The following is a 12,902-nucleotide window of genomic DNA, read 5'->3' as shown; positions in this document are numbered from 1 at the left end:
ATCGTACGCGGACCTCGCGATCTGACGCTCACGGGACCGCTGCAAAGCAGAACCTCGACAATCGGGGAGCGCGAAGATGAGTCGTCATGGAAGACTGATGGCCAAGATCGGCGCTGCCTTTCCTGGCGGAGATACCGATCGACGACGGCAATGGCGCGGTGGTTGGTGGGTTCGCTTTGGCCTGGATTACCGCCCTGTTCCTGACGCGACGGGGGATCTGGAAAGACGGATCGGCGCGACTGGCGTTGCTTTCCGGCGCCGGATTGGCGGTGGTACTCGTCGACGATCCAAGCCTCCTCGGCTGGGTTCTGTTCTGGACGGCTGTCTCGCTTGCCGCACTCCTGCCGCGGCACCGGTTCGACGATGCGCACCATCTGGGCAAGCCTGCGGCCAAGTCCTTACACGACGGGTCGATCGCGATTCGACGATCGCTCGATCGGTACGGTGTTCGAGCCAGGCGCGGTGACGCTGATCCTGTCGCTCGTGACATTCAATACGATCTTCGCGGTTGAGAATGTGCTCTACATTGTATTCCTGTGGAGAGGCGCGGGACTGCGCTCGGGTGTGACGATGGCGGACTATGCGCACCGTGGCGCGTATTCGTTGATCGTGACGGCAGCGCTCGCCGGCGTGTTCGTGTTGTTGGCATTACGTCCGGGCAGTACAGCCGCGTCGCGTCCGCTGGTGCGGCGGCTGGTGACGGTCTGGCTCGTCCAGAACCTGCTGCTGGTCGCGTCGAGTGCATTGCGAACGCTCGATTATGTCGACGCCTACGTGATGACGGTGCTGCGACTGTCGGCACTTCATGGATGGGGCTCGTGGCCACGGGCCTGGCGCTGATCGGCTGGCGATTGCTTGTCGATAGGTCGGCGGCGTGGCTGATCAACGCCAATGCGCTGGCGGCTGTGACTGCGTTGGTGACGGCGAGCGTTGTGGATCTTGGCGCGGTTGCGGCGGCTTGGAATGTTCGCACAGCGCTCGAAATGGGTAAGGCGGGGCCGCCGCGTGACCTTTGCTATATGGGGCGGCTGGGGCCATCGTCGCTCGTCTCGCTGGCGACGCTGGAGCAGCATGCACGCGAGCCACGGCTCCGCGATCGTCTGACGTATCTGCGGTGGGAACGTCAGACCGAAACGGCAGGTGCGCAGGCCGACTGGCGTCTGTGGACCCCGCGCAACGCGCGACGGCTTGCGACCGTCGGCGGAATGTTCGGCACCAAGACGCCGCGTTTGCGGTCTGCACCGGACGGACGGCGCTGTGACGGGCTGATCCTGCCGCCGCCCAGGATAGAGATTCTATAAGTGCCGCCGTCCGCTCCGACGCCGAACACGCCCTCACTTGCCGCTTTATCGAAGACGGTAACAGTATTAAATAGGTCGCGCTGGTGGAGCCGAGGGGAATCGAACCCCTGACCTCTGCAGTGCGATTGCAGCGCTCTCCCATCTGAGCTACGGCCCCGCGCGGTCCGGCGACGCCGGATATTGCGATATTAGCGATGGCGCCGCCGGCATGCAATCCACCGCCGCGCGCTCTCCCTCATGTTTTGAACACGGGACATTCATCCCGAACGTGGCTCGCACGGGCGCACCCGGCAACGGCCGGCGGAACTTCGATCAGGGCGCGGGCGATTGACGGGCAGGCTCGCTGCAGACGGGCACGTCATCTGTGCCTCTGCCGCTTGGCGCGGGATCCGTTCTGCGCCATACCCGAGTCATGAAACCTCAACGACAGGAGTGAAGAATGTCCCGTGCATGGAGCCTGAAGACGCGTCCGCAAGGCATGCCCAAGCATACCGACTTCGAGATGATCGACGTTTCACAGTCCGAACTGGCCGACGGCGAGGTGCGCATCGCCAACCGCTGGCTCTCGGTCGATCCCTATATGCGCGGTCGCATGAACGACGTGAAAAGTTACACTCCGCCGTTCGAGCTGGGCAAGCCGATGCAGGGCGGTGCGATCGGCGAAGTCGTGGAAAGCCGGGCCGAGGGTCTCAAGGCGGGTGATCTCGTCCAGCATATGGCGGGGTGGCGCGACGAAGCGACGCTGCCGGCAAACCAGGTCCAGAAGCTGCCGGATCTGGCGGTCGATCCGCAGGCGTTTCTGGGGCAGCTCGGCATGCCGGGCATGACCGCCTATTTCGGTTTGCTCGAGGTTGCCGCTGCCAAGTCCGGCGATACCGTCTTCGTTTCGGCCGCGGCGGGCGCGGTGGGCTCGACCGTCGTTCAGGTCGCCAAGGCCAAGGGCATGACGGTAATCGGCTCGGCAGGCGGCGCGGACAAATGTGCCTGGGTCAAGTCGCTCGGCGCTGATGCCGTGATCGACTACAAGTCTGGTACGCCGGTCGTGAAAGCTCTAGGCGAAGCCGTGGCCGCGGTCGGGTCGGGCGGCATTGACGTGTATTTCGATAATGTCGGCGGCGAACATCTGGATGCGGCATTGGCGCATGCCAAGATGCACGCCCGGTTCGCGATCTGCGGCATGATCGACGTCTACAACAGCGGCGCGGCAACCGAACTGCGCTATCTCGCAAGGCTGATCGGTAACCGTATCCAGATCCGCGGCTTCATCGTCAGCGATTTCATGGATCGGGCTGCGGAGTTCTATACGGACATGGGCGCCCTGCTGAAGGCGGGCACGTTGCAGCGGCAGGAAACCGTGCATGATGGCCTCGACGCAATGCCCGACGCGTTTCTCGGACTGTTTTCGGGTGGAAATACCGGAAAGATGCTCGTCAAGCTCTGAGCATTTAGCCCCCTCCCGGTAATGCGGGAGGGGGCAGTTATTCAGATCGCGCCGGAGAAGGTGTCGCACACCTTCGGGTCCCCGCTGTCGAGACCACGGCGAAGCCAGGTCTGACGCTGCGCCGAGGTGCCGTGCGTGAAGCTGTCCGGTACGACCCGGCCCTGCGCCTGCTTCTGAAGCGTGTCGTCGCCGATCGCCTGCGCAGCGGTCATGCCCTCCTCGATGTCACCGGGCTCGAGACGGTCGCGATTGGCGGCCGCCCAGACACCGGCGAAACAATCAGCCTGGAGCTCCAGCCGAACCGATAGCGCATTGCCCTCGCTCGAACCAGCGCGCTGCTGCGCGCGTGAAACCTGGCTCGACGTGCCGACCAGATTCTGGATATGGTGACCGAATTCATGCGCGATGACGTAATCCTGCGCAAAGTCGCCGCGCGCGCCGAACCGGTTGGCCAGCTCGTCGAAGAAGCTGGTGTCGAGGAAGATTCCGTTGTCGGTCGGGCAGTAGAAGGGGCCCATCGCCGCCTGTGCCGCGCCGCAGCCCGAACGGCCATTGTCGTCGAAGAAGCTGAGCTTGGGCGCCTGGAATTGCTCGCCGTTTTTCGCGAAGATCGCGGCCCAGGTTTTCTGCGCCGAGCTGAACGCGTTGCACGCGGCGCGTCGTTCGGGGTTCAGCGTGCAGATCGACTGCGCGTCGGTGCCGGAACCCTGTTCGCCGCCGCGGCCGGCCCCACCTTGCGTTATCTGCCCGGAGGGCGCGCTGGGCGACGAGCCGCCCCCCAGCATGCCACCGATATTGCCGAGGCCGCCGAACAGCGCCATCACGATCAACACGACGACGATGCCGCCGCACCCGAAACGGCTGCCGATCAGCGGCAGAAGGCCGAACAGAAGGCCGCCGCCTCCCCCGCCCGAACCGCCGCCGCGGCCCTGATCCTCGACGTTGATGTTAGGGTCGAAATCATCGAGCCGCATGGTCTTAAGACTTTCATTCTGGAGTGGTAACGAAATGCATGGGACGATGCGGAGTTGCATCCGATTGGCTTGCCGGGTCTAATCGTATTCTGCCGACCTTTGGAAGGCATGACAAAGCGTTGTACGGCGAGCGGGGCGTTCCGGCCGCGTCAAGATGGGGGACGAGACAATGTTTCTGGCGGGCAGGACGGCGGTCATCACCGGATCCACATCGGGGATCGGTCTTGCCTATGCGCGAGCCTTTGCGGGGGAGGGGGCCTGCGTCGTTCTCAACGGCTTTGGCGACGCCGCGACGATCGAGGCGGAGCGTGTGGCGCTGAGCACGATCAGCGGCGCGACCGCGCTTTACGATGCCGCTGACATGACCCGCCCCGACGAGATTGCCGCACTGGTCGAGCGCGCGGTCGCGGAAACGGGGAATTGCGATATCGTCGTCAACAATGCGGGCATCCAGCATGTCGCGGGAATTGCGGATTTTCCCGTCGCGACCTTCGATAGGATCATCGCGATCAACATGGCGTCGGCCTGGCACATGATGCGGGCGGCGATTCCGCATATGCGGCGCCGAGGCTGGGGCCGGATCATCTCGACCGCGTCGGCGCATTCGCTGGTCGCTAGCCCGAACAAGTCGGCCTATGTCATGGCAAAGCATGCCATCGCCGGACTGACCAAGACGATCGCACTCGAAACCGCGACCGACAACATCACGGTCAACTGCATCTCGCCCGGCTATGTCTGGACGCCGCTGGTCGAGGATCAGATTCCGGACACGATGGCGGCGCGGGGGATGACACGCGAGCAGGTCGTGAACGACATTCTGCTCGCCGCGCAACCGACCAAGGCCTTCGTCACGCCGGAGCAGGTCGCAGCGCTCGCACTCTTCCTGTGCCGCGACGAGGCTAGCGCGATGACCGGCGCAAATCTGTCGATGGACGGCGGTTGGACGGCAGCATGACAGGTGTCGGCGGTGCCCGTGTCGACGCGCGACGCGCGATCGGGGCGTTGGCGACATGCGTCTTGCTCGTCGCCTGCGGGGGCGGAAAACGGATCGCCAGCGCGCCGCCCCCCGAAGTCGAGCGAACCGATCCCACCGGACGAGGGGCGGGATGGCGCACGGCAGCAACGGTTGCCGACCGCGCAAGGCTGCGCGACTGGCGCGATGCGTGGATGGATGCGCTTGCGCAGATCCCGCAGCGTGAAATTGCCGCGGATCCTCAATTGTTCGATCCGGACCGGGCACTCCCCGATCCGTTGCCACCGATCGGCACCTATCGGTGTCGCACGATCAAGCTCGGGGCGCCGGGAGCGGGCGCGTCACGCTTCATTGCCTATGGCTGGTTCTCGTGCCGCATCGAACAGCCTGCACGCACGGGGGGAGACGGGGAACTGACGTTCAAGCGGCTGGGGGGATCGCAACGTCCGTCCGGGACGCTATACCGCGAATCGCGGGCAGATGCGGCTCCGCGACCGCGTGCGATCTTCCTCGGCAGCATGGCGTTGGGCGACGAACAGCGTCCGATGCGCTACGGCACCGACCCAAATCGCGACCTGGCGGGTGTGATGGAGCGCATCGGTGACCGGCGCTGGCGGCTGATACTGCCGCATCCACGCTTCGAATCTCTACTCGACATCGTCGAGATCGTACCGATGGAGTAGACCCGGCATCTCCGTATCGCTGCGACACTGCGCAACATGGTCGGGGAGACAGGATTCGAACCTGCGACCCCCTGGTCCCAAACCAGGTGCGCTACCAGCCTGCGCCACTCCCCGACGCCGCAGCCCTTAGCGGGTGCGGTTGACGAAAGGCAAGCAGCTTCGTGTCGGCGGGCTGGGAAAGTCGTCACTGTAGGACGGGGCGGGCACTCGAACGATAGCCTGGCGGGGGAGGCAAGCATCGCGGCGGGCGGTCCACGCGTCGGTGCGAGCCGTGCTTGCGTCAGGGCGAGGTTCCGATGCGGACGCCCCTATGGCAGAGCGGTCGGCATGTGGGCAAAATCTATCCTATCGAGTGCGTTGCGACGTGGCGCTTTGACCATCGCGGCGATGACCGCGGTCACCACCCCCGCATGTGCGCAGGACGAGGCGGGGTTTCAGGCCTATCTCGCCCAGCTTCGTACGCAGGCGCTTGAGGCCGGAGTCACGGCGCGTACGGTGGACTCCGTCTTTCCTACGTTGACGCTGAACGAGCGTGTCATCGCGCTCGATCGTGCACAGCCGGGCAGCGGCACGAGCAGCGCCATTCCGGCCTTCGCGCCGTACAAGGCGCAGCATGTCGACGCGGCGCGGATCGGACGCGGTCGGGAAACCTATCGGGCGCAGCGGGGCAGGCTGCAGCGTATCGAGCGCGAAACAGGTGTGCCCGAATCGATCATGGTCGCGATCTGGGGGCATGAGACCAATTACGGTAGCTATACCGGAAATTTCGACATTCTGCGGTCACTCGCGAGCCTCGCTTATGAGGGGCGTCGGCGATCACTGTTTGCGGGCGAGTTCATTGCCGGCTTGAAGATCGTCGACCGGGGCATCTCGCGCGAACAACTCAAGGGCAGTTGGGCAGGCGCGATGGGCAATCCCCAATTTCTGCCGTCCATCTATCTTCGACTGGCCCGTGACGGGGATGGCGACGGCCGCGCGGATATTTGGAACAGTCCGGCCGATACGCTGGCGTCGATCGGCAATTATTTCACCAATGCCGGCTGGCGCAGTGGCCAACCCTGGGGCGTCGCGGTCTCCGTGCCGCAGGGATTCGATCGGTCGCAGGTACGCAATCGGCTCGTGTCGCCGCGGTGCCCGCGCGTGTTCGAACGGCATAGCGGCTGGCGAACGATCGCGGAGTGGCGCGGTCTGGGGGTGATGACACAAGGCGCCTCGTGGCCGGCCGACAATGTCATGGCGACGCTGCTCGAACCCGACGGTCCCGGCGCCACGGCGTATCTGCTCACGAGCAATTACCGCGTGATCCTCGACTATAATTGCTCGAATTTTTATGCGCTGTCGGTGGGGCTGCTGGCGGATGCAGTCGAGCGCTGACCGGTGTGCCCGATAGACTCAAAGCCAGGCGTGACGCGGTTGCCAAGCCCGGCTATGACTTGGATAAGGTCCCGGCGGCGCCGCGAGCCTGCCTCCCATCGCGTTCCTCTTTGACGTAACGGATATCATGACGAAGCTGCCCATGAACACGCTGCCCTTTACTCAAATGGTCCGGCGCCGCATCGCCGTCGCGCCGCTGGCGATGATCGCGCTTGCGACGCCGTCGATCGCGGCTGCGCCACAGTTCCAGACCAGCGCACCGATCGCCTATATGGAGGACTTGTCGTCGGGCGCGGTCCTGTTCGCGCGCGATGCCGACCGCCGCATGCCGCCTGCATCACTGGCCAAGATGATGACGGTGTATGTCGCGTTCGACATGATCAAGAAGGGCGAGCTCAAGCTCGATCACATGGTCACCGTCCGACCCGAGACCTGGGCAAAATGGCATGGTCCGTCAGCGGGTTCGACGATGTTCCTGTCGGCGAACGAGAGCGTCAGCGTGGCCAACCTGCTTTATGGCATCGTGACATTGTCGGGCAATGACGCCTGCGTCGTTCTCGCGGAGTCGATCTCGGGTTCGGAGCCCGCCTTTACCGAGCGCATGAACCGCGTCGCTGCGCAGCTCGGCCTCAAGGACAGTCATTTCGGCACCTCGAACGGGTGGCCCGATAACGGCGTGACCTATGTCACTGCGCATGACCTGGCCAAGCTGGCATCGGCGACGATCACCAACCACCCCCAGCTCTACAAGCAATTCTATGCAAAGCGCGATTTCACCTGGGGCAAGACCATGGGCGGCAGCGCGATCACCCAGGCCAATCGTGATCCGCTGCTAGGACGCGTCGCGGGTGCCGATGGGTTGAAGACCGGACATACCGAGGAAGCCGGATACGGATTCACCGGGTCGGCCGAGCAGAATGGTCGCCGTCTGGTATTGGTCGTCGCAGGCCTGAAGAGCTCGACAGAGCGCGCGAACGAGTCCGTACGATTCATGGACTGGGGCTTCCGCGCGTGGCAGTCCAAGCCGATCGTCGCCAAGGGTCGGAAGGTCGAGGAGGCCAGTGTGCAGATGGGCGGCTCATCGAGCGTCGGCCTCATCGCGCCCAAGGCGCTGACCGTCACCGTACCGGCGGGGACATCGCCGAACCTGAACGCCAAGGTCGTCTATCAGGGGCCGGTCAAGGCGCCGATCAAGGCGGGCCAGCACATCGCGGATCTCGTCGTGTCGATGCCTGACGGGGTCGAGCAGCGTATGCCGCTTGTCGCGGAAAAGGACGTTGCCGAAGCCGGGTTCTTCGGGCGTGCCTGGTCTGGGCTGACCGGGCTGTTCGGTTGAGGCTTGGCGTGCCGGCGCGCGTGCGCATCGTTCGGGTGAGCCCGTCGCCGGCATGACCGACATAATCGGCAATGCCGCGGCGCAGTCCGCTTTCGCCGCGGCGATGCAAAGCGGCGCGCTTCACCATGCGTGGCTGTTCACGGGCCCGCAGGGAGTTGGCAAGGCAAGCTTCGCACGGCTGGCGGCGATGCGCATGCTGGCCGATGCGCGCGGCGGGTCGACCGCGTCGCGCGGGTTTGCCGTGCCGGCCGGCGACCCCACCCGCGCGCTGATCGAAGCGGGTTCGCATCCCGATTTCCGGCTGCTGACGCGTCTGCCCAAGGATCCTGACAAGCCCGACCAGGATCTCGCGCGCAGTATCACGATCGCGCAGGTCCGTACGCTCCAGCCGCTCTTTGCGACGACGCCATCGATGAGCCCGCGCCGGGTCGTCATGATCGACGCGATCGACGATCTGGAGCGCGGCGGCAGCAATGCGTTGCTCAAGAACCTTGAGGAACCACCCGCCGGCACGATCTTCCTCTTGGTCAGCCATGCGCCGGGACGGTTGTTGCCGACGATCCGGTCGCGGTGCCGGGTCTTACGGTTCGAGGCACTGACGCCCGACGAGGTCGCGGTGACGTTGCGACTGGCGCAGCCGGACCTCGACCACGACGAGATATCTGCCCTCGTACGTGCGAGTGAGGGAGCGCCGGGCAGGGCGATGCGCTACGCGGGTCTCGATATTGCAAGTCTCGACGAAGCGATTGTGCGGATCGCCGACGAAGGCGATCGCGATAACGGGCATCGGCTCCGGCTGGCGAAGTCCCTGGCTGGCAAGGCGTCGCAACCCCGGTACGAGGCATTTCTCGATCGCGTGCCGGTGTTCATCGCGCGTGCGGCGCGGGACCGGTCAGGCGCCCGGCTCAAGACCGCGCTCGACGCGCATGCCGCGGCCCGTGACCTGTCCGCCGCTGCCATCGGCTTGTCGCTCGATGCGCAGGCGACCGTCTTCGAGCTGGCGGGAATTCTCGCGACGCTGCGCACCTGACGAAGCGGGCGACATGGGCTTCACCTCCTCGGGGGGATGCTCTAGGAGCGCCGACATGGCCGACCCTTACTACATCACCACCGCAATCCATTATCCCAATGGCCGACCGCATATCGGCCATGCCTATGAAATGGTTGCAGCCGACGCGATCGCCCGGTTTCAGCGCCAGGCGGGACGCGACGTGCTGTTCCAGACCGGTACCGACGAACACGGCCTGAAGATGGTTCAGGCCGCACGCGACCGCGGCGTCCCCGTTCGCGAATTCGCTGATGAAATGTCGTCCTATTTTAGTGGGATGGCCGACCGTCTTGATATCTCCTATGATCGGTTCATCCGGACCGTCGACACCGATCATTACGCGGCGAGTCAGGCGATCTGGCAGGCGATGGCGGATGCCGGGGACCTTTATCTCGATCGCTATGAGGGCTGGTATTCGGTCCGCGATGAAGCCTTTTACGACGAGTCCGAACTGACAGGGGAGGGCGCCGATCGCCGGTCTCCGCAAGGCACGCCGGTCGAATGGACCGCCGAGGAAACCTGGTTTTTTCGCCTGTCGAAATATCAGCAGCCCTTGCTCGACCTCTACGCCGCGAACCCCGACTTTATCCGTCCCGAAAGCCGCCGCAACGAGGTGATGCGCTTTGTCGAGGGTGGCCTGTCCGACCTCTCGGTGTCGCGGACGAGCTTCGACTGGGGTGTCCCCGTGCCGGGAAGCCCCGGCCACGTCATGTATGTCTGGGTCGACGCGCTCACAAATTACCTCACGGGGACGGGCTATCCGAACACCGGAACGGACGACGCAAATCTGGCGCGTTTCTGGCCGGCGGACCTTCACCTGATCGGCAAGGACATCGTTCGCTTCCATGCCGTGTTCTGGCCCGCTTTCCTGATGTCCGCCAACATCCCGTTGCCCAAGAGCGTCTTTGGCCACGGCTTTCTCCTAACCCGCGGCGAGAAGATGTCGAAGTCGGTCGGTAATGTCGTCGATCCGATGGTGCTGGCGGATGCGTTCGGCGTGGATGCGCTGCGCTATTTCTTTCTTCGGGACGTCAGCTTCGGTCAGGATGGGAGCTATTCGGCGGAGGCGATCGTGACGCGGGTCAACGCCGAGCTCGCGAACAGCTTCGGCAATCTGGCCCAGCGGACATTGTCGTTCATTGCCAAGAACCTGGATGGTGCGTTGCCCATGGCGACGGCGATCGAGCCGGCCGACGCGGCGCTGCTCGACGACGTCACCGCGGCATGTGCGGCGTTCAGGTCCGGCTTTGCGGAGCTCGCTCTATCGCACGCCATCGAGGCCTGGATGCGAGGCGTCTTCGCCTGCAACCAGTATATCGACGTGCAGGCGCCCTGGGCGTTGCGCAAGACCGACCCGGCACGGATGAACACGGTGCTGGCGACATTGGTGCGCGCAATTCGGATGCTTGCCATCACGATTCTTCCGGTCGTGCCGAGCGCAGCGGGCAAGGTCCTCGACCAGATCGGTGCAGAGGGCCGCGACCATGCAGCGCTTGACGATGACGGCTGGTATGACCGGCAGTCCGCGAGCGACTTCCGGATCGTCGCGCCGACCGGCGCGTTCCCACGGCTGGAGATGCCCGCGGAGACCGACGCCTGATGCTTGCAGACAGTCATTGCCACCTGAATTACCCCGGCTTGATCGAGGATCAGCAGGCGGTCCTCGATCGCGCGCGGGCGCGCGGTGTGACGGCGATGCTCAACATCTCGACGCGGGAGAGCGAGTGGGATGCGGTGATCGCCACGGCGGACCGTGAAGCCGATGTCTGGGCCACGATCGGCATTCACCCAAATGAAGCCGATGCCCATCCTGCGATCGACGCGGCGCATTTGGTCGAGCGCGCACGTCACCCGCGGGTCGTGGGCCTGGGCGAGACCGGGCTCGATTATTACCGCGAGACCTCCGATCGCGCACGTCAGGCGCTGAGCTTCCGCGCGCATATCGACGCGGCGCGTGAAACCGGCCTGCCGATCGTCGTGCATACCCGCGATGCCGAAGAGGAGACCGCGGCGATCCTGTCGGACGAGATGGGGAAGGGGGCCTATGGCGGCGTCATCCATTGTTTCACAGCAAGCGCAGCATTTGCCGACAAGGCACTGGAACTTGGCCTCTATATATCGCTGTCGGGGATCGTCACGTTCAAGAACGCGCGCGACCTTCAGGCGATCGCCGCGCGCTTGCCGATCGAACGGCTGCTGATCGAAACCGACGCGCCTTTTCTTGCGCCCGTGCCCAATCGGGGCAAGACGGGGGAGCCCGGCTTCGTCGCGGATACCGCGCAGTTCGTGGCCGACCTGCGTGGCGTCTCCGTCGGCGAGCTGTCCCAGCGGACGGCCGAGAATTTCCACACGCTGTTTGCCAAGACACGGCTGGTCGATACGCCGGCTGCGGCGCACCGCGCGTGAAAATCACGATCCTCGGCTCGGGTACGTCTTCGGGCGTGCCCCGGATCGGCAATGACTGGGGTGCCTGCGATCCCGCCGAACCGCGCAACCGACGTACGCGCGTCTCCGCGCTCGTCGAGCATGCCGGAACGCGGATCCTGATCGATACAGGGCCGGACATGCGCGAGCAGTTGCTTGCGGCGAACGTCTCCGAGGTTGATGCGGTCATCTGGACGCATGATCACGCTGATCACTGCCACGGCATTGATGACCTCCGGCAGCTCTATCACGCAATGGGCACGCCCGTGATCGGCTTTGCCCGGCCCGCGACGCTCGCCGCGCTCGAGGATCGCTTCACCTATGCGTTCCGGGGCCGCAGCGGTTATCCGTCGACGATCACCGGGGCGGTCCTTCCGGACCATCTGACGATCGGCGCGATAGATATTCATGTTACCGATCAGCCGCACGGATCAATCCACGCCGCCGGTCTGCGCTTCGAGGCCGATGGCAAGGCGATCGGCTATGCGACCGATTTCAACATCATGACCGACGATATGGCCGCGCTGTATACGGGGCTGGACGTATGGGTGGTCGATGCACTGCGCCGTCGTCCGCATCCGACGCATCCACAACTCTCAGCCGTTTTGGGCTGGGTCGATACGTTCAAGCCGCGGCGGACCGCGCTTATCCATATGGACAATAGCATGGACTATGCAGCTTTGAAGGCCGAACTGCCTGACGCAGTGGAGCCAGGCTTTGATGGGCAGATCCTCGAAGCCTGACACGTACAAACACTAACGCATTTTACATAATGTATATTATCGGATCAGGAGTTTGTAAGCGCCAGATAGAAATGTCACCCGTCCGCTAGATAGAAATGTCACGGTTCCATACCGGGCGGATCTTCGGTGTCATGCCGCCCACGTTCACGAGGGTGTGCGCAGATGACGGTGGTTTCGATATACACGCGGTGGCGAGCAGCGCGAGGGGGAGGGCGGCGGCTGTCCGCCATGCCTCTATCCTCCGCCACGTCCGCACGCCCCGCCACACACGCGACCACCCCGGCGAAGGCCGGGGTCCAGTTGGGAAGGTCGCAGTAACGGCGGACAGCGCGTCGCCACAATCGCCCCCCAACTGGGCCCCGGCCTCCGCCGGGGAGGGGATTCTCGCCGGGGTAGCGGTTTTGATTGGGGCGGCGGCGTGCGTCGGCGCAGCGCCCTCCCTCAAAATGTTTCCCCGCGAAGGCGGGGACCCAGTCTGGGCTCCCGCCTTCGCGGGAGAACAGGACGCAAACGAAGCATCGGGTATCGCCCGCACCCCCTGCCACCACCCCGGCGAAGGCCGGGGCCCAGTTGGGAAGGCCGCAGTAACGGCGGACAGCGCTACG

12 protein-coding genes and 2 tRNA genes are annotated in these 12,902 nt (G+C 64.5%); 11 read left to right on the top strand and 3 right to left on the bottom strand.

Annotation, left to right across the window (positions count from 1 at the left end; all coding sequences use genetic code 11):
• Positions 1–363 precede the first annotated feature (363 nt).
• A complete protein-coding gene (locus GV027_RS21775) occupies positions 364–840 on the top strand; it encodes a DUF4153 domain-containing protein (RefSeq protein ID WP_328799351.1) in 477 nt (158 codons plus the stop codon).
• Positions 819–1,301 (top strand): DUF4153 domain-containing protein, encoded by a 483-nt coding sequence (locus GV027_RS21770; protein ID WP_328799350.1) that lies wholly within the window; start codon positions 819–821, stop codon positions 1,299–1,301. The genes GV027_RS21775 and GV027_RS21770 overlap by 22 nt, the downstream gene beginning before the upstream one ends.
• Before the next feature lie 81 nt (positions 1,302–1,382).
• Here the strand turns inward: GV027_RS21770 and GV027_RS02010 are convergent.
• Positions 1,383–1,458, bottom strand: a tRNA-Ala gene (locus tag GV027_RS02010).
• A 282-nt stretch (positions 1,459–1,740) separates the two neighbouring features.
• Here GV027_RS02010 and GV027_RS02005 point away from each other — a divergent pair.
• A complete protein-coding gene (locus tag GV027_RS02005; protein WP_159510801.1) occupies positions 1,741–2,742 on the top strand; it encodes an NADP-dependent oxidoreductase in 1,002 nt (333 codons plus the stop codon).
• 41 nt (positions 2,743–2,783) lie between these two features.
• Here the strand turns inward: GV027_RS02005 and ypfJ are convergent, their stop codons facing one another.
• Complete coding sequence (gene ypfJ / locus GV027_RS02000; RefSeq protein ID WP_031393356.1) at positions 2,784–3,716, bottom strand: KPN_02809 family neutral zinc metallopeptidase; 933 nt, start codon at positions 3,714–3,716, stop codon at positions 2,784–2,786.
• Between the two features lie 169 nt (positions 3,717–3,885).
• Here ypfJ and GV027_RS01995 point away from each other — a divergent pair, with 169 nt between their 5' ends.
• Both GV027_RS01995 and GV027_RS01990 read left to right on the top strand, forming a co-directional pair.
• The gene (locus GV027_RS01995; protein WP_031393357.1) at positions 3,886–4,671 is read left to right on the top strand and encodes a 3-hydroxybutyrate dehydrogenase; all 786 of its coding nucleotides are present in this window, start codon (positions 3,886–3,888) and stop codon (positions 4,669–4,671) included.
• A complete protein-coding gene (locus tag GV027_RS01990) occupies positions 4,668–5,372 on the top strand; it encodes a DUF4893 domain-containing protein (protein WP_107934277.1) in 705 nt (234 codons plus the stop codon). Before GV027_RS01995 ends, GV027_RS01990 begins: the two co-directional genes overlap by 4 nt.
• Before the next feature lie 37 nt (positions 5,373–5,409).
• Here GV027_RS01990 and GV027_RS01985 read toward each other — a convergent pair.
• A tRNA-Pro gene (locus GV027_RS01985) sits at positions 5,410–5,486 on the bottom strand.
• 258 nt (positions 5,487–5,744) lie between these two features.
• On the opposite strand from GV027_RS01985, the gene GV027_RS01980 reads away from it, so the two are divergent.
• From GV027_RS01980 to GV027_RS01955, 6 genes are all read left to right on the top strand, one after another.
• Positions 5,745–6,746, top strand: coding sequence for a lytic murein transglycosylase (locus tag GV027_RS01980; protein ID WP_236559003.1), 1,002 nt, complete (start codon positions 5,745–5,747; stop codon positions 6,744–6,746).
• 166 nt (positions 6,747–6,912) lie between these two features.
• On the top strand, positions 6,913–8,082 hold the full coding sequence (locus GV027_RS01975; protein ID WP_159512679.1) for a D-alanyl-D-alanine carboxypeptidase family protein: 1,170 nt from the start codon (positions 6,913–6,915) through the stop codon (positions 8,080–8,082).
• A gap of 52 nt (positions 8,083–8,134) precedes the next feature.
• Complete coding sequence (locus GV027_RS01970) at positions 8,135–9,112, top strand: AAA family ATPase (protein ID WP_159510799.1); 978 nt, start codon at positions 8,135–8,137, stop codon at positions 9,110–9,112.
• A 55-nt stretch (positions 9,113–9,167) separates the two neighbouring features.
• Positions 9,168–10,730 (top strand): methionine--tRNA ligase, encoded by a 1,563-nt coding sequence (gene metG, locus GV027_RS01965; RefSeq protein WP_159510798.1) that lies wholly within the window; start codon positions 9,168–9,170, stop codon positions 10,728–10,730.
• On the top strand, positions 10,730–11,536 hold the full coding sequence (locus tag GV027_RS01960; RefSeq protein WP_159510797.1) for a TatD family hydrolase: 807 nt from the start codon (positions 10,730–10,732) through the stop codon (positions 11,534–11,536). Before metG ends, GV027_RS01960 begins: the two co-directional genes overlap by 1 nt.
• Positions 11,533–12,297, top strand: coding sequence for an MBL fold metallo-hydrolase (locus GV027_RS01955; RefSeq protein ID WP_159510796.1), 765 nt, complete (start codon positions 11,533–11,535; stop codon positions 12,295–12,297). Before GV027_RS01960 ends, GV027_RS01955 begins: the two co-directional genes overlap by 4 nt.
• The last annotated feature ends 605 nt before the right edge of the window (positions 12,298–12,902 follow it).

It is taken from the genome of Sphingomonas sp. T1 (assembly GCF_902506585.1).
GTDB lineage: Bacteria > Pseudomonadota > Alphaproteobacteria > Sphingomonadales > Sphingomonadaceae > Sphingomonas > Sphingomonas aerolata.
Note: the sequence above shows the minus strand (reverse complement) of the source record. Positions and strands in the feature narration are given on the sequence as shown.

Coding starts and splice junctions, on each gene's coding strand:
- ypfJ (WP_031393356.1), bottom strand. CDS start 3,716: ATGCGGCTCGATGATTTCGACCCTAACATCAACGTCGAGGATCAGGGC.
- metG (WP_159510798.1), top strand. CDS start 9,168: ATGGCCGACCCTTACTACATCACCACCGCAATCCATTATCCCAATGGC.
- GV027_RS01975 (WP_159512679.1), top strand. CDS start 6,913: ATGGTCCGGCGCCGCATCGCCGTCGCGCCGCTGGCGATGATCGCGCTT.
- GV027_RS01990 (WP_107934277.1), top strand. CDS start 4,668: ATGACAGGTGTCGGCGGTGCCCGTGTCGACGCGCGACGCGCGATCGGG.
- GV027_RS21775 (WP_328799351.1), top strand. CDS start 364: ATGCGCACCATCTGGGCAAGCCTGCGGCCAAGTCCTTACACGACGGGT.
- GV027_RS01970 (WP_159510799.1), top strand. CDS start 8,135: ATGACCGACATAATCGGCAATGCCGCGGCGCAGTCCGCTTTCGCCGCG.
- GV027_RS01960 (WP_159510797.1), top strand. CDS start 10,730: ATGCTTGCAGACAGTCATTGCCACCTGAATTACCCCGGCTTGATCGAG.
- GV027_RS02005 (WP_159510801.1), top strand. CDS start 1,741: ATGTCCCGTGCATGGAGCCTGAAGACGCGTCCGCAAGGCATGCCCAAG.
- GV027_RS01995 (WP_031393357.1), top strand. CDS start 3,886: ATGTTTCTGGCGGGCAGGACGGCGGTCATCACCGGATCCACATCGGGG.